22 protein-coding genes are annotated in these 24,177 nt (G+C 61.5%); 10 read left to right on the forward strand and 12 right to left on the reverse strand.

Annotation, left to right across the window (positions count from 1 at the left end; genetic code table 11):
- Positions 1–47 precede the first annotated feature (47 nt).
- Positions 48–830, forward strand: a complete 783-nt coding sequence (locus tag SINAC_RS21185; RefSeq protein ID WP_015247643.1) for a DUF4465 domain-containing protein — start codon at positions 48–50, stop codon at positions 828–830.
- Positions 831–1,375: 545 nt separating this feature from the next.
- Complete coding sequence (locus SINAC_RS21190) at positions 1,376–2,761, forward strand: IS4 family transposase (protein WP_015244181.1); 1,386 nt, start codon at positions 1,376–1,378, stop codon at positions 2,759–2,761.
- 138 nt (positions 2,762–2,899) lie between these two features.
- Here SINAC_RS21190 and SINAC_RS21195 read toward each other — a convergent pair whose 3' ends face one another.
- Positions 2,900–3,889, reverse strand: coding sequence for a zinc-dependent alcohol dehydrogenase family protein (locus tag SINAC_RS21195; protein WP_015247644.1), 990 nt, complete (start codon positions 3,887–3,889; stop codon positions 2,900–2,902).
- Positions 3,890–4,508: 619 nt separating this feature from the next.
- Here SINAC_RS21195 and SINAC_RS21200 point away from each other — a divergent pair.
- The 3 genes from SINAC_RS21200 (at position 4,509) to SINAC_RS21215 (ending at position 6,769) form a co-directional block, all read left to right on the forward strand.
- On the forward strand, positions 4,509–4,802 hold the full coding sequence (locus SINAC_RS21200) for a UBP-type zinc finger domain-containing protein (protein WP_015247645.1): 294 nt from the start codon (positions 4,509–4,511) through the stop codon (positions 4,800–4,802).
- 33 nt (positions 4,803–4,835) lie between these two features.
- A complete protein-coding gene (locus SINAC_RS40650) occupies positions 4,836–5,081 on the forward strand; it encodes a hypothetical protein (RefSeq protein ID WP_020465464.1) in 246 nt (81 codons plus the stop codon).
- A 1,145-nt stretch (positions 5,082–6,226) separates the two neighbouring features.
- Positions 6,227–6,769, forward strand: coding sequence for a hypothetical protein (locus SINAC_RS21215; protein ID WP_015247647.1), 543 nt, complete (start codon positions 6,227–6,229; stop codon positions 6,767–6,769).
- Between the two features lie 85 nt (positions 6,770–6,854).
- Here SINAC_RS21215 and SINAC_RS41950 read toward each other — a convergent pair whose 3' ends face one another.
- Entirely contained in the window at positions 6,855–7,256 is a 402-nt protein-coding gene (locus SINAC_RS41950; RefSeq protein ID WP_154673584.1) for an ankyrin repeat domain-containing protein, read from the reverse strand.
- Here SINAC_RS41950 and SINAC_RS21220 point away from each other — a divergent pair.
- Positions 7,230–7,544 carry a hypothetical protein gene (locus tag SINAC_RS21220; RefSeq protein ID WP_015247649.1) on the forward strand — a complete coding sequence of 105 codons (315 nt, stop codon included), beginning with the start codon at positions 7,230–7,232 and terminating at the stop codon, positions 7,542–7,544. The two genes, SINAC_RS41950 and SINAC_RS21220, sit on opposite strands and share 27 nt — an antisense overlap.
- Positions 7,545–7,724: 180 nt before the next feature.
- Here SINAC_RS21220 and SINAC_RS21225 read toward each other — a convergent pair whose 3' ends face one another.
- Both SINAC_RS21225 and SINAC_RS21230 read right to left on the reverse strand, forming a co-directional pair.
- On the reverse strand, positions 7,725–8,489 hold the full coding sequence (locus SINAC_RS21225) for a nucleotidyl transferase AbiEii/AbiGii toxin family protein (protein ID WP_020465468.1): 765 nt from the start codon (positions 8,487–8,489) through the stop codon (positions 7,725–7,727).
- 124 nt (positions 8,490–8,613) lie between these two features.
- Positions 8,614–9,252: a type IV toxin-antitoxin system AbiEi family antitoxin domain-containing protein gene (locus SINAC_RS21230; protein ID WP_154673585.1), complete on the reverse strand. Its 639-nt coding sequence runs from the start codon at positions 9,250–9,252 to the stop codon at positions 8,614–8,616.
- A gap of 880 nt (positions 9,253–10,132) precedes the next feature.
- On the opposite strand from SINAC_RS21230, the gene SINAC_RS21240 reads away from it, so the two are divergent.
- Positions 10,133–10,519 carry a hypothetical protein gene (locus SINAC_RS21240; protein WP_015247653.1) on the forward strand — a complete coding sequence of 129 codons (387 nt, stop codon included), beginning with the start codon at positions 10,133–10,135 and terminating at the stop codon, positions 10,517–10,519.
- 605 nt (positions 10,520–11,124) lie between these two features.
- On the opposite strand, the gene SINAC_RS40660 is transcribed toward SINAC_RS21240, so the two are convergent.
- A complete protein-coding gene (locus tag SINAC_RS40660) occupies positions 11,125–11,286 on the reverse strand; it encodes a hypothetical protein (protein ID WP_015247655.1) in 162 nt (53 codons plus the stop codon).
- Between the two features lie 19 nt (positions 11,287–11,305).
- On the reverse strand, positions 11,306–11,734 hold the full coding sequence (locus tag SINAC_RS21245) for a hypothetical protein (protein ID WP_015247656.1): 429 nt from the start codon (positions 11,732–11,734) through the stop codon (positions 11,306–11,308).
- A 284-nt stretch (positions 11,735–12,018) separates the two neighbouring features.
- Here SINAC_RS21245 and SINAC_RS21250 point away from each other — a divergent pair, with 284 nt between their 5' ends.
- Positions 12,019–13,299 carry a threonine/serine exporter family protein gene (locus tag SINAC_RS21250; RefSeq protein ID WP_015247657.1) on the forward strand — a complete coding sequence of 427 codons (1,281 nt, stop codon included), beginning with the start codon at positions 12,019–12,021 and terminating at the stop codon, positions 13,297–13,299.
- Positions 13,300–13,427: 128 nt separating this feature from the next.
- Here SINAC_RS21250 and SINAC_RS21255 read toward each other — a convergent pair whose 3' ends face one another.
- Together SINAC_RS21255 and SINAC_RS21260 are read right to left on the reverse strand one after the other, a co-directional pair.
- The gene (locus SINAC_RS21255) at positions 13,428–15,248 is read right to left on the reverse strand and encodes a sirohydrochlorin chelatase (protein WP_015247658.1); all 1,821 of its coding nucleotides are present in this window, start codon (positions 15,246–15,248) and stop codon (positions 13,428–13,430) included.
- An 11-nt stretch (positions 15,249–15,259) separates the two neighbouring features.
- Entirely contained in the window at positions 15,260–16,534 is a 1,275-nt protein-coding gene (locus SINAC_RS21260) for an agmatinase family protein (protein ID WP_020467758.1), read from the reverse strand.
- 543 nt (positions 16,535–17,077) lie between these two features.
- Here SINAC_RS21260 and SINAC_RS21265 point away from each other — a divergent pair.
- Positions 17,078–18,487: a carbohydrate porin gene (locus SINAC_RS21265; RefSeq protein ID WP_237722957.1), complete on the forward strand. Its 1,410-nt coding sequence runs from the start codon at positions 17,078–17,080 to the stop codon at positions 18,485–18,487.
- 64 nt (positions 18,488–18,551) lie between these two features.
- Here SINAC_RS21265 and SINAC_RS21270 read toward each other — a convergent pair whose 3' ends face one another.
- Entirely contained in the window at positions 18,552–19,511 is a 960-nt protein-coding gene (locus SINAC_RS21270; RefSeq protein WP_015247661.1) for a threonine/serine dehydratase, read from the reverse strand.
- Between the two features lie 233 nt (positions 19,512–19,744).
- Positions 19,745–20,719, reverse strand: coding sequence for a hypothetical protein (locus tag SINAC_RS21275; RefSeq protein WP_015247663.1), 975 nt, complete (start codon positions 20,717–20,719; stop codon positions 19,745–19,747).
- Positions 20,720–21,126: 407 nt separating this feature from the next.
- On the opposite strand from SINAC_RS21275, the gene SINAC_RS21280 reads away from it, so the two are divergent.
- Positions 21,127–21,717, forward strand: a complete 591-nt coding sequence (locus SINAC_RS21280) for a hypothetical protein (protein ID WP_015247664.1) — start codon at positions 21,127–21,129, stop codon at positions 21,715–21,717.
- Positions 21,718–21,719: 2 nt separating this feature from the next.
- Here the strand turns inward: SINAC_RS21280 and SINAC_RS21285 are convergent, their stop codons facing one another.
- On the reverse strand, positions 21,720–22,313 hold the full coding sequence (locus SINAC_RS21285) for a hypothetical protein (protein WP_015247665.1): 594 nt from the start codon (positions 22,311–22,313) through the stop codon (positions 21,720–21,722).
- 646 nt (positions 22,314–22,959) lie between these two features.
- A complete protein-coding gene (locus SINAC_RS21290; RefSeq protein ID WP_015247666.1) occupies positions 22,960–24,177 on the reverse strand; it encodes a DUF1501 domain-containing protein in 1,218 nt (405 codons plus the stop codon).

Below are 24,177 nucleotides of genomic sequence, written 5' to 3' on the forward strand. Positions count from 1 at the left end.
GACATGTAAGCCCGCTTTTTTCTTTCTCCCTGCAACAGGAGTGACCCATGAACCGCTACTTTGCGATGGCGCTGCTTCTCGCATCTTTCGCCGCCACGGCTGATGCGAGTCCGATCACTACAACTTTTGAAAGCTTCAGCCTAACCTCAGAGTCGTACCTCAACGATGCCGGACCGTCCGGTTTTTTTCTCAGCGACGGCCACAAATTTAACAACGACTACAACTCATCTTATGACGCCTGGTACGGATGGTCGATCTCGAACACGACCGACACGACCACTCCAGGGTATCTCAATCAGTATAGCGCGATTACGGGAGGGGGCGCCGGCGGCTCGGATACGTATGCCGTAGGATACACCTACGGCACTCCGGCCTTCGACAACCTCTATCTCGACCCGGAGGATCCCGACTACGAGATTACCAACCCGTTCCACCCTTCGGACACCACGATCGTGCTTGCCGAAGGAACGTCGCCCGACTCCATCCAGATCACCAACACCACGTACACCTACCTCGCCGTCCGCGATGGTGATCCCTACAACTTCGGCTCGGCCTTTGATGAGGGCGACTACCTCCTCCTCGATATCCGGGGCTATGATTCGAGCGGGAACCTCGTCGGAGTGGTCTCCTTTTACCTGGCCGATTACCTCAGTGCCAATCCCGCAAACTGGTCGATCGTCGATTCCTGGGAGACCGTCGACCTCTCCTCCTTGGCCGGTTCCGCAACCCTACGGTTCGGAATCCAGTCTTCGCAGAATGACCCGACTTATGGGGTGAATCCCCCTGCCTATTTTGCGGCGGACAACTTCGTCGTCACGACCACTCCTTGAGATCGAGGCTTCGCCAGCCCCGGAGGGTCGACCGTCTGAATGTGCCACCCGCATTTAACGGTCGCCCCTTCGGGGCTGCAATGGAATTGTGATATGAGTTTTCCATAATTCCAGGGGTTTCACCCCTGGCTATTCACGGTCGCCCCTTCGGGGCTGCAATCAGCCCACCGGTAACCGCCTCGACGGAAAAACGATCTCGCCATTCCGCATGGATTGGGCAGCCCCGGAGGGGCGACCGTTTCTAGCCAGGGGTGAAACCCCTGGGAAAGGTTCGACATATGAGTGCTCTGCAGCCCCGGAGGGGCGACCGTCAGGATGATCCCTGCGTCTTTCACGGTCGCCCCTTCGGGGCTGCGATGGAATTGTGATATGAGTTTTCCGTAATTCCAGGGGTTTCACCCTTATCCTTACCAAGAACATTCGTACAGAATCCAGAGTTTCCCCCTGCTTTTTTCGGGCAATCTGGCATAGTCAATGCTTCTCTTGACCCACCCGTCGGTCTGACGGCCCGGGGCAAGGTACCCTGGCTTGCTCGGATGCTCATCATGAGTCCCACACTGACCGACCCTGAGGCTTGGGCCCAAGCCAATTTCGCCGGTGCCGATCTGGGCGACAAACGCCGAGAAACGCGGCTGATCCGACTCGCCACGCAAATCGCCGTGGATTCCTCGGCCAGTCTTCCGAAAGCGACGGGCAATTGGGACGACCTCAGGGCCGCTTATCGCCTGCTCGACTCCTCGGCCGTCAACTTCCGGGCGATTGCCGAGCCGCATTGGCGTTCGATCCGGGAAACCAGCCCCGAGATGGCCCTGATCCTTGACGACACCACCGAGATTGATTTCGGATGCACCCGACAGATTCAAGGCGTGGGACCCGTTGGTACGGGCACGGGTCAGGGCTTCATGATCCACTCCGGATTGATGGTCTCCCACAAGGACGAGGTCGTCTACGGCCTCGCAGGCCAAATTCTCTTTCATCGCAAACCGGTTCCCAAGGGGGAGAGTCGGACGCAACGCCGCAAACGCGATCGCGAGTCGGAGGTCTGGGGAAAACTCATCGAACTGATCGGTTCCCCGCCCCAAAACACACGCTGGGTTCACGTCATGGACCGTGGATCCGACGATTTCGAGGTCTATTGCCGCGCCCAGCGTCAGGGCGTCGATTGGGTCGGACGGGTCAAGAGCCTGCACCGACGCGTCCAGGGTGCCGATGGTCTCGAACGCCCGTTGCAGGAGGAACTCGAATCGGTACCGCAAGCGGGTTGCTTCACGCTCAAGCTGCGGTCTCGTCCCGGATTGCCGGCGCGAACCGCCAAGCTCACCGTCACGTTCGTGCGGGCGACGATGCTCGTACCGCGGCAGCCCGCGGACTCGCTGAAGGGTCTCGATCCGCAACCGATCGCGCAATACGTGGTGTGTGTGCGTGAGGTCGATCCGCCCGCCTCGGTCAAAGAACCGATCGAATGGGTGCTGTACACTTCTCTGGAAGTGGCCTGCCTTGAGGATGCGTTGCGGATCATTTCCTATTATGAAAAGAGATGGCTGATCGAAGAATGGCACAAAGCGTTGAAATCGGGTTGCAGTGCAGCCGATCATCAACTCAAGGCGAGCCATCGGCTGGAGGCGCTGACGGGTCTGCTGTCAGTGGTGGCGGTACGGCTCTTGCAGTTGAAAGGGATCGCCCGATCGGAACCGGAACGGCCGGCGATCGAAGCCGCCCCGCCAAAATATGTGGCCGTGCTCCGCGCGTTTCGGCGAACGACTGAGGCGTTGCCATGGGGAACGTATCAGTTTTTTCGGGAGTTGGCGAAACTCGGGGGATTCCTGGGACGGAAGGGGGACGGTGAGCCGGGATGGCAAACGATCTGGAGGGGATGGATGAAGCTCCAAGCGATGGTTCAGGGGGCTGAGCTGGACCTTCGCTTGGAGTAGCATTACTGCGCAAACGTTCTTGGTAAGGACAAGGGTTTCACCCCTGGCTATTCACGGTCGCCCCTTCGGGGCTGCAGAGAGCTTGGTGTCCGAGGAGTTCGCGCGGTTCTTCTTCGGCCCACCTCGCGAATCTTCGACTTAGACCGTCACGACGACCTTGCCGATTTGCTGGTTCGACTCCAGGTAGCGGTGGGCCTCGACGATCTGATCGAGCGGGAAGGTCCGGGCGATGACCGGCTTGAGGCTTCCCTCGGCCAGGCCTTCGTTGATGAACCGCTTGCCCCGCTCCTTCCGGGCAGAGTCGGTTGTGACTTCCGTTAACTTGTAGCCGCGGATCGTCAGGTCCTTGACGAGAACGTCGAAGAGGGGCAGTGGCGTCGGTTCCGTACTCAGGGCCCCGTAGATGAACAGGATACCGAAGCCGGTCATCACCCGGGTGAGGGCTGCGACGGTCGGTCCGCCGACGGGGTCGAAGACCACCCGAACGCCCTTGCCGCCTGTGAGGCCGAGGATCTCCTTGACCAGATCCTGCTCCTCAGTCGCGATCACATGGGCTGCGCCGGCATCCAGAAGGGCCTGCCGCTTCGACGAGTTCCGCGTCAGGGCAATGGGGGTCGCCCCGACCTTGTTCGCGATCTGGATGGCGGCGAGGCCGACGCTGCTCGAGGCCGCCGGGATCACGACCGTGTCCCCTTTGGTCAGGCCGGCGATGTCGATGAGCGCCCCGTAGGCGGTCATGTACTGCATCCAGATGGCTGCCGCCTCGACCCAGGTGAGGGAAGGGGGGTGGTGCGTCACCAGGGGCGCCGGGGCATTGGCCAGTTCGCCGTAGAAGCCATAGTCGTTCAGGTCAAAGCCGGGAATGACGCTGACCGCGTCACCGACCTTGAAGCCCTGGACGTCCGGCCCGATGGCGGCCACGGTCCCTGCCGCTTCGTATCCGAGCCGGGCCGGGAATCGAGGTTCCGAGATGTACTGACCGGTGCGGAACATGACCTCCGCGCGGTTCAGGCCCAGCGCCTTGATCGCGATCTGGACCTCGCCCTTGCCCGGCGGCGGGACGTCGATCTCCTCGATCTTGAGGACCTCGGGTCCGCCGGTCTCGTAGAATCGCACGACTTTCGCCATGTCATTTCTCCTCGTTGGATGCCGAACCGGGCGCGGGCACTGGCGGTTCTCTTTTTTTTTATGAGTCCGCTCTCTTTGGCCAAGGGAAATTTAGGAGCTCGGCCCATTTGCGGCAAGTAGGCACAAGATGGGGACGTAGTCACCTTATCGTAACCGATGATGCTCCAAAGAAAGATGCTGTGGGAGATGGAACGACTCGCCGGTCGTTGGGGGGCAGACGGTTTGGGTTCACGCACCTCACTCGCTCCTCTTGGGTTGATTGACAGGTGCCGGCCGCCCGTTGAACGCAGCCACTTTGTCCGACGTGAATCGAGGAGAATGGTTGCGGCGATCGGCATCGCAGGGCCTGACGACAGGGTATTTGACGCAGGTCCTTTCCTTGGAATCGGTTACAGTTCGCTCTCTGTCAGCAATGGCGTCTTGGCATTGCCGTTGCGTTTGTTCCTTCCCAAGGGGCTTCCAAACCTCTGGTTTCAAAATCCGAGGGGAGGATCGAGTATGGCAAGCTATCGCCTTCATGGGCCGAAGCCCTCTCGAAAAAGCGATCGAGGTGTACCACGGCTTCGACGAAAAATCGCATTGAAGAATCGGGATGTCGAAAATTTTGGATTCCTAATAAATAATAAAATGTGAACATTTGACTAGTCTTCACCCCGTTGCCGCCCACACGCCGGAAGGGTGTGAAGAGTGCCTGAGAACGGGCATGCCCTGGGTTCATTTGCGGCTCTGCCTGATCTGCGACCACGTCAGCTGCTGTGACATTTCGCCGGGCCGCCACGCCACGAAACACTCGCACGACACGCATCACCCGGTGGTGGCGTCCTTCGAGCCGGGCGAGCAGTGGGCCTGGTGCTACCTGGATCAGGCGGAAGTGGACGTGCCGGAGCGGGCTCTACCTGATTTGCGGGGCTGAGGCAGGGCTTTGGTCTCCGGAGGAGGTTCAGCCATGTCCGAGCTTAGCTTGCGGGCCGTGGCCTTTCCCACGCTCGATGACACTCAGGTCGCCCGGTTGGGACATTGCGCCGGGGCGGCTCTCAAGACGTACCGGGCCGGGCAAACGCTCTTCCAGGTCGGCGACCGTGACTTCAAGTTCTTCGTGGTCAGTTCGGCGCGGTCGAGATCCTGGACGATTCCGGCGAGACGCCGAAGACGCTCACGATCCACCGCCCTGGGGGATTCACCGGGGACGTGACCTACCTGACCGGCGACTCGGCGGTCGTCCTGGCTGGACCGGCCATCGAGAGCCGTTCCTGCTGGAAACGAGCCGCCCCGGCGTGTTTGCGGCCGGTGACGTGCGCTCCGGCTCGGTCAAACGGGTCGCCTCGGCCGTCGGCGAGGGGGCGATGGCGGTCCAGTTCGTTCACCAGTACCTGAAGGAGATGTGAGTCGCCAAGCTGCGGAACGAGAAGGCCGTCACAGGGAGCCAGAGATGAGCTACTGATTCAGTCCATGCCATCCCAATAGAAGTTGACGATCTGTGACTTTGGGTCGTAGGCCGCGATCGCCTGCCCGCTGGAGAACGTAGGGTGGAACGACCCCGAATTGAGGAAAATCGTTGGTGCATCCTTAAGAAAGAGGATTCCACCACGAAGGGGTTGGCCCGGAGATGGAACCGCTCTGAATCTTGGTCTTATATTCCTCCTTGGAGATTGGCGTGAACCCCGTGGCCGTTAAAGAGGAAAAAGCCGCCGAAGACGCCTTGAACCGGAGGTAACACGCCGAATTGTCTCGGAAGGCTCTCCCGTAGGCCTGAAGGATTGAGATGCTTGGCCCGGGTGGCACGCCCAAGGTTGCTTCGAAGACAGATTCAGGGTCCGGATAATCCTCGAGATTTCCACATCCTTCGGCAAGCGGGGCCACGATCGCCACCATCATCCACCGCCGCGTCGTCATCCGTAGTCGCCTCATCGCTCACTCCCTCCGGCCGTCAAGAGCCGTTGGGCCGGCTCGCCAATCGTCAGGATCGCTGCACTGGCGCGTTCTGGGAGGGCCGGTTTTGTAGCGTCGCCATCCTTGACGACGAGGCGCTCCTGGCCGTTGCCGCCTCCATCAATCTGAACCCGGTCGTCGCGTATTTCTCATGAAAGACCTCGCCGGTCAATCGGTCCCGGTGGATCCTTAAAAAGTCTAACCGCGTGTCGAGTCAACGTTCGCCGTATGCATCACGACTCTCCCCGGTTTCCAGGACCCAATCACGATCTTGGTAAGCTCAGCTTTGGCCGCGATATTTCTCCGGGACGCACTTGTAATTTAGTTCCGCGTGTGGATGAATGGTCACGAGAATGGCTTGTTCACCGTAGCAGATGTTGGAGTCCAAGTTGTCTCGGGAGGCCTCCTATGTCCGCGTCAGCTTTCAAACCTTCGACGAGGTGGGCGATCTCGGCGGGGGGATCAATCGGAGGTGGAAAGGGTAAGGTCGGAGCCGGGGTGATCTGCCTGACCTTGTTCGACGTCCAGTCTCAACGGTTCATTCCGTTGACGCTGTACGGGGCTTCGGCGGGGGTGGGACTTCCTGTTGGTGGGAACCTGTCGACCTTCTCGCCGACATTCTTCGGTACGTCGAAGCCGATGATCCCCGACGACTTCGATGGGCGAGTGACCGTTACAGGGGCGGATCTCACGGTGCTGGTCGGCGGTTCGGCAGCCTGGTGCACGTTCTGGAATGTCGATCACGACCCCTACTGGCTCGATATTGGAGGTCTCCAAGTTGGGGTCTCCGGGGGCATCAGCGCTGGCATCTATTACGCGTCGACTTCGCCGAAGAACGCGAGGGATAATGACGGCTGTCTGATCGCTCCTGGTGGCGATCCTCTCTGCGGTGGGGCTTCCCGGATGCCGTCGAGCAGTTCGGAATCAGGAAACATGAGCCAAGCCCGGTGAGCGGCAACGGTCGGAACAACGCGTGAGATCCAATTGTTCCGACCCCTGGCCGATCTTCTGGTTGACTGATGGTTGAGGCGAGCGATCATGTCAGCCCGGCGGGCCGCCCGACTCGAAGAGGTCCCAGCGGGGCCGCTGCGGTAGTGCAGTACCCGTGCTCCCGCAACACTACGAGCACCGCATCGTGCCCCGACTTCTGTCCCCACGCCCGAAGCGTTGCCCAAGGCTCGGCGTCTGCTTCGACTGGATCCGCGCCCCGCTCCAGCAGCAGCTTCACGAGCTCCGCGCGGCCCCATCGGCACGCCCAGTGATGATTCGGTGGCCATGCACCCAAACAGGGGGAACTGGGAGATTTGAGCGGACTGTTGGGACTCATGAAGGAACTCGCAGTTTTGCCCAAACTCCCCCATCTCCCGTCTAAAGCGCCGGACCACTGGTGATCCATTGCCGGAGATTGCTCATGCAGTTGAATCAGCAATTCCTTCATCGCCTGCGTGTTATGGCCAGCCGAGGCGCCGGTGTGAGGGCCATGGTCGATGAGATCCGAACTGAGCTAGGGACGAATGATGGCTTAGCCTTGGTTGCAGACTGGTACTTTAAGAATGCTTTTTTATTGAGGCTTGGCGAGGTGAGGGATATCGAAGGGAGTTCCTGCCTTGGTGGCTTAGCATACTCTGACGAGGAGATCGACCGCCTGATGTTGCCTAGGATTGAAAACACACGTCATCTTTGGTGGGAGGGGCCAGAGGAAATGAATTCGATGAATAGAATCTAAATATGCAATATAATAAGTGCGAAAAAGAGTGGTGGCATTCGTCAAGAGTTCTGTTGCCTGAGAGTCAAAACGAGGACATTCGTCCCGATGAATCGTGTGCTCGGTGACGACGGGGGTGATGGCTTCGGGAATGTCCTCGGTGAGTCGGGTCAGTCGAGCGAATTTCGGTTTGAGCGAGTTTCAGTCAGGGATGGTGAGATGTGAGACGAGAGTGAGCACCTCGGCCCATGCCTCTTGGAATGGGATGAACTCGGTTGTGAACTCTCGCACTTCCGCTTCATAACTCGCGGCGGCCCGGTCCTTCACGTCATCATTGAAGGCAGCCTTCGTGGCGACAATTCCTCTCACCTCCGACTTCCGCAGAAGGAAAGAAGAGACCTTCTCGAGGTCAATCAACGCCGAATGTTTCCGAACCATCGAGGCGATGTCGAAGACATCCTGAGGCCGGGAGCGTTTCCGGGGAACCTGTTGGAGGAGAGCCCGGAACTTCTCCGCAATGATGTCGTTGAGCGTGCAAACACGAAGCGGCTTCGCATCGGGGCTGAGTTGCTCATCGCCCGTTTCGCAAAGCGCATCGTTCAAGCTGATTTCGACCTCAATGACGTCCGAGAGGTGTTTTCCACTGGCGAGCCGCTCATCTATGTTCTGATAATACCTATCGCTGGGAAGTTGGAAGCAGGCTTTGATGCGGTAAGTCGGCATCGTCTTATCGACGCCCGGGGGGAGCCGATGAATGCTCTGACAGCGGACTTTCACCTGATACTGACGTTCGCCCGTTCTCAGTGCGGTGTTCATCAAGGCCTTGATGTCGTCCGGACTATCGGGAAAACCATCATCAGCACTGAAGTCGAGGTCGAGCGTGCTCCGTGGATTGCCGTGCACGAAGCGAAGGGCATTCCCGCCCTTGAAAGCAACGCGGGATACCAACGCTGCCGACGATGACATCGACACGAGAACCACGAACTGGACGAGGCGTCGTCTCGCCTCTTCCGCAGTTGTGCCGTTCTGCTTTCGCCAAGTAGGTAGCTCGGCAATTGAGGTTGGATAGTTTCCCGCTTCCAAAGTGTCTCTACGTCCCTTCGATGATGGCGAGTATGGACGCGGGAACGTTCAGCGAGAGGTTCCATTCCGCCGAGAACGTTTCCGCGTAAGGGTTGTTTGCGACCAACTTTACCGACCCTCCCCGTTGCAGTCCATGTCGCCACTCATCGAGGCGAGAGTGAGTTTTACCGAGTTTCTCGAGTACGAAGCCGACACGTTGCCGGAGAACCTTGTTTCCGTAGGCATCCGTGTAGGAGACGAGCTTACCAACGTCTACGTTCTCCGCCGACCTCCACGCCTGGAGCACCTTTGCAATTCCGCCCGACTTGTCGGGCATGCGAAGGGCGTCGAGAAGGGTTCGTTCCACATCAGTCACGTAAATTGGAATGCCCGAACTGTAACCGATGATGACACCGAAGCCTGGCTCCTCGGTGAGTTGTGTCCAGTGGACGGCAACATCCCCCACCCGCGCCGGACGTCTCGCAGCAATCAGTCGAGTGCCTTCGGACCAATCATCGGGCATTGTGCCGAGCGGCAGGCGATGAGGGTTCCCAGCGTTCTTGCTCGTGATGGGATAAACCTCCTTCGCAACGAGGTCGGTGAGCCCGTGGTAGGTCATCGCCGTGACAAAGCCGAAGACCGCCCAGGGATTTGCTTCCTGAATCATTTGCTCTTCCGAAACCTCGAGCAGATTCGCGTAAGCCACGTTCACCACGTAGACGCCAGCAACGCCTTCGACGGAGTCGATATCGCCGCGACTTACAAGCTCATGACGGATGTCAGTGGCTTTCTTCTCGTCAGGAAGGGGTTCGTTTCCGGTATGGGCCAGCCGGCGAGCGATGAGATGGATTCGCCAATCGGAAATGACCCTTCGTCGAGTCTCCGCGAACTCCCGAAGGACTTTGGACGCAAATGTCTTTGTCCACATAGGAATAGCCAATGCCACCGAGTAAGATGTCCTTAGGACATCTTACTCGGTGGAATAAGGAATGTCAAGCTAGAAGAGAATGATCGTGTCAAACTACATTGTGCCATAGGGTTATAAAAAATTTGGCCAATATTATGGCTTCATTCCGGGGCTTGGCGAGTTGCCAGTAAGCAAAACATATCCGGAGGCGGTTCCAAGCCCGGCTTGCTTGACCACTGCTACCCAAAACTCTAGCAAGCAAATCTATGAGATTCGGTCGGTCAAGTGGTGGCAGTCCTACTGGTCCAGCCAGCAAAACACCCTAACTTCGCGGGAGCATGCTAGGTACACTACATGGTAAAATACGAGGCCTGGAGCAATGATGGATAAGGTTGATGTCAATGAAGATGCGATGAGTATGTGGAGTAGATTCGCCATGAAGGAAGGGGCGGCAGAATTGGAGATTGCCTCGCTTGAGAAATGGGCGGGAACGCAGTTGCCCAGGCCTTACCTCGATCTCCTTATGCAGTCTAATGACATAGGAAGCACTAGGTCATGATATTAGTAAGATTTTGGGATATCATGAGGCAGAACTGGCGATTTTTTGCATCAGCAGAGTCGCCGAATAAAAGGGATCAGTATGTCCGAAACAGTAAGCGTTTTTGTCAGTGGTAATCCTACGATTGAAGAATGCAGAAATGCCATCGAAAAACATTTGCAGATTTTGCTTGTGCAGCGGATGGATACCGATGGACACCTGTTTGAGGGAGTGATATCCGGGGTGTGGGTAACGCTGTTTGACAATCACGGGTTAGATGATGACTGCGGAATTGAGTTCACCCAGTTCCCGGTGGAAATCGACTTTACCCGTTACGCCAGAAACAACTCTCTGGATTGGAATGAGACGATATTCTTCTCTTTGGTGGTCTCGCTGTCAGAGAGGCTCTCAGAACAGTTCAGGGCACGCTGTATCGTTGTTAAGAACCTTCAGCAGATTGTTCGGTCTTTCGGGCCTGCAGCGGATTGAACGATTGCTCGGAGGGGGGGGGAGATGGGGCAATGTGGCCAGGCGATTTTCAAAGATGGTGCTTACGATGCGAATCTGAACCAGATTGAAGACTAGCCATGATCCGTCTTCGTGCTACGAAGTATGATCCAAGCAGACGGGAGAACCAAGGGCACTACACAATCAATGAATTTACTTCAGTGTCCGACATAGGGAAAAAGTTTGGAAATTATAAGGTTGCTGCTTCTGAATATCTGTGTAGTGATGGCGCCTATGTTTCCTGTGTCGTGCAACTTTTAAATATTTCTCATGTAAAATCGCTGCGCGTTTGCGAATTGGAGGACAACAGGGGGAAGACATTGCTCGCCTCTGAGGTTGAGAGGCTTCGGCCTGCAATGCTTGGCGCAGTCTACAAGGGCATGGTTGTAAGCGAGCAAACTGTCGACAAAATTGTTCGAATGGCCTTAAGAGAAGTGATTTTGTGTAAATTAATTGGATGCAATGGCGTTTGCATTTATTATTATTGTGCGCATTATATATATTTGTATATATAGCGTAAGTGATTTCGGGTTGTCAGCCTTAGGTGGGCCGCCCCAGGGCGTCTTCTATAAAGAGATGGAGTTTCCCTATATGTAGGCGGTTGCGGCATAATGGGGTGTCTGCGATGCTTGATCCATGGTGCCGCCTGGAATGACGGCTAGCTTGAATAAGTGCTGTTTGGAAGCGGCGATGAAGTCGCGGAGGGCTTGGCTCTCCACGGCAGTGAGCGTGATGATGTATTTCTTCAAGGCCGTCCTCCTGCGGTGGTTAATCTCCTGGAGGGGCGGACCACCGGACCTCAAGCGGTCGCCACCCGCACCCACTCCACCCTGGGGTATGGCGAGCCCGGAACTCCGCCGACGACCGAACGGCCCGAGCCGGGTCGACCGTCAACCGGCCGTCCAGCAACCGCTCCAGATTCTCGTGCCGGCCTCGATCCTCTGGCAACGCGGGATGGGTCTCCTGGGTCGTCTTGCCCTGATGGAACGCCATCTCCCACCGACGCCAGATGGCCCAGTCCTCCAGGGCCAGAGCGAAGGTGGCAGCGTCGATGGGCATCAGCAGGAACGTATCCTCGTCCAGGTCCTCGCGGTCCCGCCACTCCGACTCGAAGAGATGGGGACGGCCCCTGTAGTCGGCGATGCCTTGCCTCGGCCCGTCGTGCCAGTGGGGCAAGGTGTGAACAGTCTCGAACACGGAAGAGGACTCCACGAGGTTATGCCCGATTTTCCTCAAATCGAGTGTGGCTGTCTAGTTGCTTGGGGAGTGATGTACGGCCAGCCCGGAGCCGCCCCTTGGCCTTGAGGCGCTGGGCGACGCGGATGCAACCTGGCAAATCGCCTGCGGACTAACAGGAGAGACGCGTTGCACGATTGCGAGCTATGATATTTTCGATCGGGAATCTCGGTTGAAGGCGGTTGCTCCGCTGGGCGATTGCCGGCGACGACCTTACAGAGCGATCGATCAGGGAGTGAGACCAAGTGAGTGTGACCAAGCCCCCAGCGGTCCCGAATCAGGATGCCGACCCTGCGTTGCATCGGGCGTCGGACGAGGACCTGATCGTTGCCCTGGGCCGAGCCTTGCACCAGGTCGGGCAGCCGGCGCATCGGCTCGAATCGACGCTGGGTAGGGTGGCGGCCCGGCTGGACCTCGAGATCCATGCCTTCAGCCTGCCGACCGGGCTGTTGATCAGCTTCGAGCGGCCCGGCGACAGTGTGACGACGACTCGGCTGCTGCGCCTGCCTCTGAAACCGACGAACCTCGAGTGTTTGCGGAGGCTTTCGATCGAGTCGGAGGCCCTGGCCTGCGGCCGGGCCGCGCCTCGCGAGGCGATCGGGAGGATCAAGGAACTGGCGAACGCCCCGAGGCGCTGGGGGGCGGTGGCGACTGTGGCGGGGTTCCTGCTCTCCGCATCGGCCTTCTCGGTCTTTTTCGGAGGGGGCCTGCGCGAGCTGGGCGTCGCGTCGGGTCTCGGACTCGCGGTGGGCCTGGTTGCGCTGGCTTTCGGGAGGTCGCGCGCCTCGAGCCGGCGGTTCGAGCTGACTGCCGCGGCGGTCGCGGGGTTCATTGCCGCCCTGGCCGACGTTTACCTTGGGCACTTCGTCCACTGGATCCCGCTGGCCTCGGGTTTGGTGATCCTATTGCCTGGCCTCAGCCTGGTCGACTCGATCGAGGAGCTGGCCAACGGCCATCTCACCTCGGGGGCGTCGCGGATGGCGGGGGTCGGGATCGTCTTCCTCGCCTTGATCTTTGGGGTGCTCATGGGGATCAACCTTGTTGGCCTCCTCGCCGAGGATGGCGTTCCCGGGAGCGTGATCCCGCTCCCCTGGTGGGCACCGATCCTGGCGCTTCCGGTCGTGGCGCTGGGGTCGACCTTTCGGTTTCAGGCCCGGCTCGCGGACATGCCCTGGATTCTCGTCGGCTCGGCGGTCGCCTTCGGGGCCTCGCGCGCCGGGGGGCATCTGGGCAATCCGCTCCTGGGCCCTTTCCTGGGCGCCTTGGTGCTGGGCATGGCGGCCAATCTCTATGCACGCTGGCGCGACCCGACGCCGCAGCTCCTCATCGTTCCGGGCCTGGCGTTGCTCGTCCCGGGGTCATTCGGGCTTCGTAGCCTCGAATCGCTCCTGTCCGGGGCGTCGGTCACGGGTCTCGAGCAGGGCTTCCATATGTTCATGATGACCATCGCCCTCGTCGCTGGTCTGCTCTTCAGCAACGCGATGGTCGCCTCGGAGGTGAACCCGCGGTCGCCCGCCGGCCCGTGACGATGCGTACACGACCGCGCTGGGCCGTCGGCCCGGAACTCAATTTTTGTGTAATCGCAAGTTGCACTCACGGAGTAAGCGCTCGAAGTAACCTGTTTTGTGCTATCTTCACGGCCGGGCGAATGTTCTCAGACCAGACTTGCTTGGAGATCGCTAGGGAGGGCCATTTCTGCTTCTGCCTGTGACCAGCCCAGTTGGTCCCGGACGACGTCATAGAACCCGCTACGCCGTACGTCCTGGCCTTGCAGACGACTCGCCAGGAGGTCGGCACCCACTAGCCCTTCGCTCACGGTGAATAGGCCGTCGGTGAGGACGAGGTCGTAGTTTCCCCAACGGCTCCGATACAACCCCTTGCGATCCCAGCGCACGGCCGAGTCGAAGGCCTCCACGAGACCGAATAGGGGAAAGAAGGACCCATAGAGTCGGGCCAGGTCGCAGCAGACCGACGCGAAGTGGGTGATGTCCGGCCCGTGCCACTCGGTTCGCAACGGGTGTGGGATCAGGCCGAAGAGGTTCGAGATGCCGAGGCGGGTCGGTCCCTTGAAGCGGGCGAAACTGATCAGCGGGATCCCGCGAAGCTCCATCAACGCCGAGGGCACGAAACCGGCCAATTCCGGATTCCGGAGCCCGACGCCCCCCAGCGCGGTCCAGACGTCCTCGGCCGGCGCACAGGCGCCGTCCCACCACGCCTCGGTCACGTTCAGGTACTGGGCCCCATGCCGGGCGATCACCTCCGCCAGTCCCGTTCGCCGGAGGAATTCGATGTCCTGCTGTCGGACCCAAGTGCGGTGTCGCTCGGCGTCGGCGTCCCAGTCGATCTGCTCGCCGCCCACATTCCGGCTGCTCGTATGCCCTTCCAGCAGGACCGCCCGGCCGGGCAGCGAGCCGAGCAGGAGGTCGAGCGCCTGCGGCCCCGTGTAGGTCCCCGGCGCGTAGCCGTGCCAGGTAACTTTCACCAGGTAGCGCTCGGCCTGGGGGAGGACCCGAGCCAGGATCTCGGCGAGTGCGGCGGAATCCCGGGCCCGCGTGACACATCCGGCTCGGGGCCGGATCTGCGCTTCGCCCGCCGGCACCCAATCCGCGCCGGACCACACCCCGGCCTGGGCCGGCGGGGGCTCGTTCCTGGCGGAGGGAATCCGCGCTGCCTCACGGGCCCGCTTCTCTTGCCAGAGCCGGAGCATCCGCTGTTCGAGCCAGGCCAGGATCGCCGGGTGATCCCGTGGCGGGTCGAGCAGCCGCCAGCCCGCCGTCTCGGGGTGAGCCCGTTGGTAATCGTCGAGCATGACCCGGGCGAAGTCGCACAGCTCGCCGTCCCACTGGCGCTGCGGCAAGAGGAACCAGTCGAGAGGTTCGCTCAGGCAGCGATCCAGGGTGTCCGGGAGGAACGGCTGCGGGTGGCGGACGAAGCCGACCTCGCCCCGGCCCAGGCCGGCTTGCTCCCAGAGCAACCGCATCAGGCGGTAGGAGTCGGCGCGGGTGGCGGGTTCGCCCTGTCCGTCGGCGACGAGGACGAGCCCGGCGTTTCGCGGTGCGACGCCCCGCTCGTCCAGCGCCCGCAGGATCTGGCCGGCGAAACAATCGACGAGCAGCGCGTGCGTGGGATCGACGGAATCGTGATGGATCGAGACCCCGGCGTGCCGGCGGCGCGCTGCGCCCAACTCCTCGCCCAGCATCGTCCGCTGCCAGATATTCAGGTCGAATGCGGCCGGCATCACGAAGAGGATTGAGGCCCCGTCGCCGACACACCGATCGATCACCCGGCCGATCTGGTACTCGCCCGGGTCTTCCGTCGATCGGGCTGGGAGGCAGGCGAGGTCGACCTTGGTTGATATTCCGAGGGCGCGCTCCGCGAACGCCTGAAGGCTCGCCGCCTGGGCGTTCATCGACGCCCAGGCAGCAGCCTCCCCCGGTCGAAGATCGGTCGTGAGGATGAAGATCGGTCGCACCATGGCCTACTCGGTCAGACCTTCAGCCGGCCGCCGATGCGGCCGTTCTTGGCCATCGTGCCCAGTACGTCCATCATGAGCCGGACGCCCATCAGCGACGTGATGTCCGAGATGTCGTACGGCGGCGACACCTCGCAGACCTCCATGGCGGCGATCCCTTCCTTCGCGATGCCGTTGATGATCTTGAGCGCCTCCCGGGGGAGGAGTCCGCCCGGCTCCGGCCAGCCCGTCCCAGGGACGAATCCGGCGTCCAGCGAGTCGATGTCGAACGACAGGTAGACGGCACTCGCCCCCTTCCACGCGACTTCCAAAGCAATCTCGATGGTCTTGTCGATCCCGATCTGCTCGATGTCGTTGACGGTCAGGATGGTCGTGCCGCGGTCCCGCCCCACCTTCACGCCGGCGCGGGGCACCTGCCAGCCTCCGATCCCCAACTGCACCAGGTTCGACGGCGGGCAATTCGGAATATTGGTGGCGTGGAACCAAGGACAGGTATGCATAATCTCATCCATGTCCTTTTCCTGCGTGTCCACGTGGCGGTCGAGGTGGATGATCCCTACCTTCCCCTCCACGCATTGCGCGACCGCGCGGGCGATGGGATAGCCGATCGAGTGGTCGCCGCCCATGATCATCGGCAACGTGCCCTGCGACAGGATGTGCGCGATCCCCTTGGTGATCTGGTCGTGGCTCTTGGTGATGTTGGCCGGGCAGAAGATGTCGCCGACGTCGCACATCGCGAGCGTCTCGCCCAGGTCGATCCCGTGCTCGAAGCTGTATTTCTGGTAGAGCGCCGAGATGCGCCGCATCCCTTGCGGCCCGAACCTGGTGCCCGTGCGGAATGTGCAGCCGACGTCGAACGGCACTCCCACAAACGCAACGTCATATTCGCCCACCTTGTGGACGTCCTCGACGTAAGGCAACTTCAGGAAGGTGTTGATGCCCGACCAGTGCGGCGAGCTTCCTCGCTGGAAGCAACTGATGTCGGACTTGTCCTGGATCGAATCGGCCGGCTCCAGGCCCAGTTCCTTGATCCGACGCATCTCCTTCTCGTGATAGGCCGAGGGCAATGCGCCCTCGGCCTTCTGGGCCTGCATGCCGGAGTATTGGCTCAGATCAGGGAGCGGGCGATCATGTTGTCGGCGATTCGGTGCGTGCCGCTTGTAGAGTTGGGCCGCATTGACCTTGGGGTCCGCGCCGGCCTTCGTTTCCTGCCCCGAGGCCGTGGTCGTCTCCAGGCCCCCCAGGGCCGCCGCGGCCGCGGCCGCTCCCAGGAAATCGCGCCGTTTCATCTCGCCAGACGAATCCGATCCGCTCATGGTCTACACCCCCTGTTGGAGTTTAGTCGATGGTTCGGTGGTCGGAATGCATACGAAATGTCGAAAGGTAATGCTGCCTATGTTGTCGATGAAATTGGTGTCTGCATCGAAAAAAAGAGTTTGAGGTTTCCGATGCCCGCGTTGTGGGACAATCTAGGCGGTGATTAGGGCTACCGCAAGGACCAGCTATCGAAGCGCATCGAATTTTTGAACTCAAACGGGTTATCGAGGGGGCCCCACAACGGTGATTTCAGCCGTTCTCGCCCGATTTCTGTCACCGAACCCATGCCGGGCCGGGTTGGCTTCACGGTCCGCCTTTGGCGGCGCAATGCAATTCGCGATTTCCGACTCGGGACGCTCGTTCGCAGAGCCGTTTCTGCCGATAATTTCGATACAACCACGATGGAGCGGCTACCCCAGGCCGAACGGTTGTCAATTTCGTAGTCAGGCCGCGTCATGAACTTCGTGGGAGGGCCCGACCCGGATCAAAGGCCTGCCGAAATCGACGAGGATTTCATGATCAATATGGGCTGGCACAAGTGGGGATGGGTCGTTCTCGTGCCTGGCGTTCTGGTCCTCCTCGCCTTATCGCCAACCCGCGCAGAGGCGCAGGACCCTGTCATCATCCCGGGGCTGCCTGGAGCGAATCTCCCGGCCGGTGCGAGGCCATCGCCGACCACCTGGCCTTACACAGACCTCCCCGGCGGGAGATCAGCGGCGTCGACCGACACGACAGAGAGTCCGCCGCCGGCCGCTCCGCCGTATGGCCTCACAGGGAGCTGGTTCGGCGCGCGTGACACCCTGTTCGACAAGGGGATCGATCTTCGCACGAACCTCTCGCAGTTCTACCAGGGAACGACGAGCGGCGGCCTCCGCCAGACCTTCCCCTACGGGCTCAAGTTCGACTACTTCGGGACCGTCGAGGCCGAGAAACTCTTCGGCTGGGAGGGCCTGTTCATCAACCTCCACGGGGAGAGCCGTTTCGGAGAGAGCATCAACCGCGACGTCGGCTCCCTGGTCCCGTCCAACTTCGCCCTCGAGTTCCCCAAGCCGAGGGGAAGCGCCTCGGCATTGACCAACATGCAGGTCGAGCAGTTCCTGGGCCCCGATTTCGTCGTTACCTTCGGCAAGCTCAACGCCGCCGACGGCGTCAATATTCATCCGTTCCTGGGCGGCAACGGCATCAATCGTTTCATGAATGAAGCCTTTGTCCTCAGCCCGATCTACGGCCGCACGATCCCTTACTCGACCCCGGGCGCCGGCTTCAGCTACTTGCGAGATCTCGACCCCATCTTCACCTTCCTCGTGCTCGATTCGAACGGCCGGCCTGACACCAGCGGGATCGGCCATATGTTCAGTAATGGTGCGTCCCTCTTTGCCCATCTCCGCGTGCCCGTGACGCCTTTCGGCTTGCCCGGCCACCAATCGCTGGAAGCAGCCTATACGAGCGGCAAATTCAGCCCGTTCTCGAAGGACGATTACATCATCCTCGACCAGCCGGGGAATCATGCGACCCGACGGTCGGGATCCTGGGTGGTCACCTACGGCTTCGATCAATTCCTCGTCGTCGACGACGAGACCCCGACCAAGGGCTGGGGGGTCTTCGGGAACATCAGCCTCGCCGATCAGGCCACCAACCCGGTCCACTGGTTCCTGAACCTCGGGGCCGGAGGCACCAGCCCGCTGCCCGGCCGCACTGCGGACTCGTGGGGTGTGGGCTACTACTACCTGGCGACCAGCAACGTTCTCAGAGAGACCCTCCGGCCCGTCTCGCCGATCGGCAATGAGCAGGGCTTTGAGCTCTACTACAACGCGGCGATCACCAGTTGGTTCATCCTGACGGCCGACATCCAGGCCATCGACCCCGGTCAATTCGAGGCCCGATCCGCGTTCCTCGCTGGTCTGAGAGCGAAGATCGACTTTTAGCGAGGGTCATCACTCAGTTGCTCGAGGGACGACCAGGATCAGATCGAGATCCACTCGACGATGTTCAGCGTGCCCCGCTGAAATCCACCGCGATCGTATTGCCGCCGCTGACCAAGAAGCCGACGCGCTCGCCCGCTCGCGGCTGGTAGCGACCGGAGAGCAGGGCCGCGAAGGCAGTGGCGCCGCCGGGCTCGGCAACCACACGCAATGCCTGCCACAGAGCCGCTTGTGCGTCGGCTATTGCCTGGTCCGGCACCAGCACTACGCGGTCGACGTAGCGCTGGGCGATTGGGAACACCCGCTCGCCGATGCGTCGCGGCGCCAGCGAATCCGCGGCGATGCCGCCGGCCTCCGCATCGACCGGTCGGCCGGCTTCCAGCGCGCGATAGAGTGTCGGTGCCGTTTCCGGCTCCACGCCGATCACTTTGACCCGGCCGGCGTACCAGGCGGCGATGCCGCCGATCAGCCCGCCGCCGCCGACGGCCACGAGCAGGGTGTCGAGCTGAGGTGCCTGCTCGGCGAGTTCGAGGCCGAGCGTCCCTTGGCCGAGCATGGTTTCCGCCTGATCGAAGGCATGCACCGCCATGGCGCCGGACTTGGCGACCCAGGCTTCGCTGGCGGCCAGCGCATCGGCGTAGCGCTCGCCCGAGATCGCGAGATCGGCACCATAGCTACGGATGCGTGCGATCTTTGCCGGCGACGAGATACCAGGCACGAAGATTTTTGCGGGCACGCCGCGTTTCATCGCCGCATAGGCCACGGCCGCGCCATGATTGCCGCCGGAAGCGGCGACGACACCGGCCATCGGCACATCGCGCAACAGCAGGTTGGCGAAGGCGCCGCGTACCTTGAACGAGCCGGAATGCTGCATCAATTCCAGCTTGCAGCAAAGCGCCATCGGCGCGAGACCGAAGTCGCTGCCGTCGATCTCGATCACCGGCGTGCGGCGGATGTGCGGCCGGATCAACGGCTCTGTTGCAGCGATCCGCTCGCGGTTGACTGTTTCATCATGTGTCGTTGGCACTGGAGATCCCCGCTGGCGTAATCTCAGGCAAACAAAGAGAGGGGCAGCCCCGAAACCGCCTGGCCAGCGCCTCGTGGGCCTTGGGGCTGATTCCCCGCTTGCCGTTGAGAATTTCCGAGATCGTCGCCAATGGCCAGCCCGGTTTGCTCGGGGGCATCGGTGATCATCGCTCGCCTCTTACCTCACCAAAAGGGGCAGGGGGCGGGCCCTCTCGTCTCGGGGCGGGCCGATGACTACGGATCCCGACGCAATGCCTCGTCGTCCTCGGAGAATCCGGCAGGGACGAGCCTCTGGGGTCGCTCTCCGGCGGTACTGGGTTTCACCCCTTCGCCTTTCGGCCCGGACTTTGGCTCCGACGGCTCGCCCGCCGTGACGCCCGAGGGGTGATTGAGGCTTACGGCTTCGCCCCGTTCGCCCGCCGAGCCGAAGCGCCTGCCGGGGAAGGCGGCCCGTGCTCGCGGTCGATTGTAGTGCAAGCAGCGCCCATAGAAGCTGTCGATGACTTGCCCTGCCTCGGGGCGATGGAACGCGATCACCTCAATGATATCTTCCCAACTGAGGCAGCGGACCTCGACCCGCCGCCAGGTCGGTTCGAACCAGTCGTGGAACCAGGCGTCGCGCTCCCCGGCGTAGTCTTCGACCCGTCGGCGGACCTTGCGGCGAATGGCTTCGGGCGCGGCATCCCAGGCGAAAACGCCGTCGTCGACCCGGGCCCGGGGGGCGAGGATCAGTAGGGCGAGGGCGTCCATCGATTCCGCCGTGCGCCCGGCGCGGCGGAGGACCTCGGCGATGCAGGCCACACTGCGAGCCGCCTGGTCGAAGTAGGGGGCGTTCTTCACGCCCGTGGAGAGGCGTGCGAAGAGCTTGGCCTCGATGACGACGAGCTGGCTCGCGTCGGCCTGGAGCGTGAGCCCCGCCGTGCCGGGGTCGCCGATGGAGAAGTGCCCGAGCACGCCGTCAGCGTGCGAACGGGCCTCGGCCAGCCGATCGCCGCGGTAGCGCGGGAGGAAGGCCGAGGGGAGCCAGGGCTCGGAGAACCAGCGGGCGCCTGGTTTTGGCGAGAGTGGATAGCGATCGCCGCCGTGGTGCGCGAACCAGTCGAGAACGATGCGCAGCAGCCAGCCCTCATTGAACAGGACGGACGGCGGGAAGACCGGCTGCCCGGTCTCGCACGCCTCGAGCATGTCCTTGATGCTCTCCGTAATCATCGTCTCGCTCCGTCCGGCTCTCCGCCATCCACATCCACTGCTTCCTGCGCCACGGATCTCGAGCGGACCTGATCGCGATCCTCCGGGATATGCCCGGGCCGATCGTGGCCTGCTTGAAGGAGAGAGACCTCCTGATCCGTCGCCTCGCCCGTGTCCCTTAATTTGGCATTCTAACAGCGTTGCCAGGCGAGCATCAGCTGCGCTTTTGTCGATCCCCTCATTGGGTGGCCAGGACGAGTTGTTGTCCGTCGAAAACTGATGTAGCAATGGGTGTCGGCGTTGGAATACGAACCCGCGACTTCCACCGGGACGAAACCGGCTTCGCGGGTGCGTGATGTGCTGATCGGAGCCGAGAACGCGGTGGTAGAATGGAACGTCAGTTCCGACCGGCTTGGAGGTGCAATCCGATGGTTGAGACCGGGCCAGTTCCCGTGATCCGCAGGTTCAATCTCGGCGACCTCATGATCCTGACGATCGCTGTGGCGGTGAGCCTTGCTCCCGCCGTCAAGGTCGTCTCGTCCATCGCCGAATCGTTCGCCAAGCTCCCTCCCTCTGGAAGGTCGCTCTGGTACTACGATGACTTTGTCTGGTGGTGGGCCGGTGTGGTCAGCCGAGTCGGGCCGCGATCCTGGGTCATCTCCGGAGTCGTTCAACTCTTGCTCTGCCTGTTCACCCCTCTCGCCCCGGCCTTGGTCGTTGCGAGGCTTCGTCGTCCCCGGCCGCCGCTGCGATTGATCGCCTGCCAGCCCGGTTTTGTTGCCTGCGCACTGATCTGTCTGGCTCTCCTCGTCGGAATGGAGCTAACCATCCTTCGGATCGGACTGGTCCCACCACCCGTGTTGATGGTTATCCCCGGTGCATTGGTGATTACGGCATGGTCGATTCTTGCGGCGAGGCGACAGTGGCGACGTGAGCGGAGTTGGGTTGACCGAGCGGGAAGGATCGTCGGGATGGCCTGGATCGCATTGCTGCCCTGGATGATCTGGTCAGCGTTCTAACCTCATTCCCGGGCTTCCAAGAACAAGGACAGGCAACCCCAGTCCTGGAGTACCCACGGAAGAAGGCAGAGCACGAGCAGAAGCAGTGCGATTTTGCTCCCACGCCTCGTGGATTCTCCCGTACTGGAGCGGTCCAGTCGCCCCAAGAAGAACCAGGAAAAGACAAGGAGTGTGATGAGCGAAAACGGGGCGACCGTTGGCCAGCCTCCCCACAGGTTGTAAAGCCCGGCCGTCCACCAATGTCGGGTACTCGCCCAGCCGGCGATCTTTGCAGCTCGCTCCCAGCCCGCTGATTGCTCGGTCCACGAGCCGTGCTCAGGTTCCTGAATCTGGTGAGGGCACAATCTCAGGGTTTCTCGCTCCTCGCCCTCCTGGTTCCAAGGTATGCCCTTGGACGCGAGGGACCGACACGTCGTCGCCCGCTCGCTGAAGAGAGAGGCCTCGTTGCCGCAGAAATACGCCATCAGATTGTGAGTAATCGCACGAGACTCGCCGTCTTGATGGAGGCGTTCGATCACCTGTGGCCCACCGAGCATGACTGCGGCGATCGCCACCAGGAGTATCATCTGCCTCGTTGTCATCGGAGGCGGTTTCATGGGCCGTCTCGCAAGATTGGCGGCTGACCGTTGAGAGACGAAGGATGGCTTCCCTGCTCCCGGCGAAACCGCTTGGCCCTTCCGATGTTTCCTGATCAGAGAGATACCTGCCTCCGAGGAGAAAGACAAGGGTGGGGCGCCTACAGCGGTTTACTGACGAGTTGCGTCTGTTGACCGTTATGTCGTAAAGCGGTCGACACGCTTGCCAGTGGCATGGCGGTCTTTGCCTCGACCCGTGGTTGCGGAGGCCGTTGGCCCCTTCCTGTTCGCGAGAACGCTTGCCAGTGGCATGGCGGTCTTTGCCAGCCCCAAAGGGGCTACCGTTTTTAACCCAGGGCGCAAGCCCTGAGGATTTCTCCAAGCCATGCGATACTTCCCCCACCGCGGCGGGGGAAATTGAAATATTATTTTGATATTTATATTTGCGTTGAATCCAGAGGCTTGCGCCCCTGGCTATTGACGGCAGACCATTCGGTGTTCACATATGAGAATATTCTTGCTTGAATCGAGTCCAGGGGATAATGCTGCTTCGGGGCTCTCAGGAAAAGGCGGGATGCCCACGACCTAAGCCCGAGTGCCATCCGATGGTAAACCGCTGCGGATCAATCAGGGTATCGTCGAGTTCGTCGGGGTCCCTTGATCCGAATCAGCCATGCAAGAGCGGCAAGGGTTCAAAGGTGCCGCCCAGGGCCTTCTCCGAAGCCAGGCCGAGCCAACTCTCCAGGACTGTGGCATAGACGCGGCGGAAGTCCACTGCCATTTTGAGGTCACCGTCGGCCAGGTCTGTGAGGCTCGGGTAGGCCCCGTGCAGCCCTGGCCGGACGCACGGCCCGGCCAGGAGCACTGGCCCGGCGGTCCCGTGGTCGGTCCCCAGCGAACCGTTCTCTGCGACGCGGCGGCCGAACTCGCTGAAGGCCAGCACGAGGACCCGGTCGGCGAGCTGTGACGCCGCCAGGTCATCGAGGAACGCCCGGAGCGACGTGGAGAGCTCCGCGAGCAATGGGGCGTGGCGCGGCAACTGCTGGCCGTGGGTGTCGTAACCTCCCTGCTCGAGATAGTAGACGCGCGTGCCCAGCCCGGCCTTGATCAACTGCGCCGTGAGCCTGAGACGTCGGGCCAGCTCGGACTCCGGATAGGACGCGCGGCCGTCGCCGGCCCCGGCGATGGCCTCCAGGCGGTCCGCCGTGGTATAGGCGTCCAGCAGGCTGCGGCGCAGGAACTGCCCCAGGTCGTCCTCGGTGGCGGCGGGGGGGCTGATCGGCTTGGCCTCGGCCTCGGCCTTCTTGTGGCTCAAGGCATAGTCGTTGAGCCGGTCCATCGCGGTGCAGACGGAGCGCCTGCCGCGGATGGCCGGCGGCGGGTCGTTGGGCCCGATCAGGATCGCCGCCGGGGTGCCGTCACGCGTCGCTGAGCCCTCGTCGAGGCCGCGGCCGACCCAGCCCTGCCCGGTGTGGTCGCCCTCGTCGAGCCGGGCCGATTGCCAGATCGCCATGCTGCGGAAGTGCGAGCGGCTGGGGTTTGAGTACCCCACGCCTGGCACGATCGCCAGCCGGCCCGATTCGAGCAGCTTGCCCGCGTCGCCCATCGCCGGGTGCAGGCCGACCTCGCTGTTGACCTTGATCAGCCGCTCCCGAGGCAGGCGGAGTGCCTTGCGGTACTTCGCGTACCCGTCGTCCTGGAACGGGACGACCGTGTTGATGCCGTCGTTGCCCCCCTCGAGCTGCAAGACGACCAGGATGCGGCCCTCTTTCTCCGGGCCGGCGGCGTGCGCTGTGCGCGCCAGGAAGCCGGGCAGCGTGGGCGCCAGCGCGATCAGAGCCGAATTTCGCAGGCCGCTGGCGAGGAGTTCTCGTCTTGTGATCAC

This window comes from Singulisphaera acidiphila DSM 18658 (assembly GCF_000242455.2).
GTDB lineage: Bacteria > Planctomycetota > Planctomycetia > Isosphaerales > Isosphaeraceae > Singulisphaera > Singulisphaera acidiphila.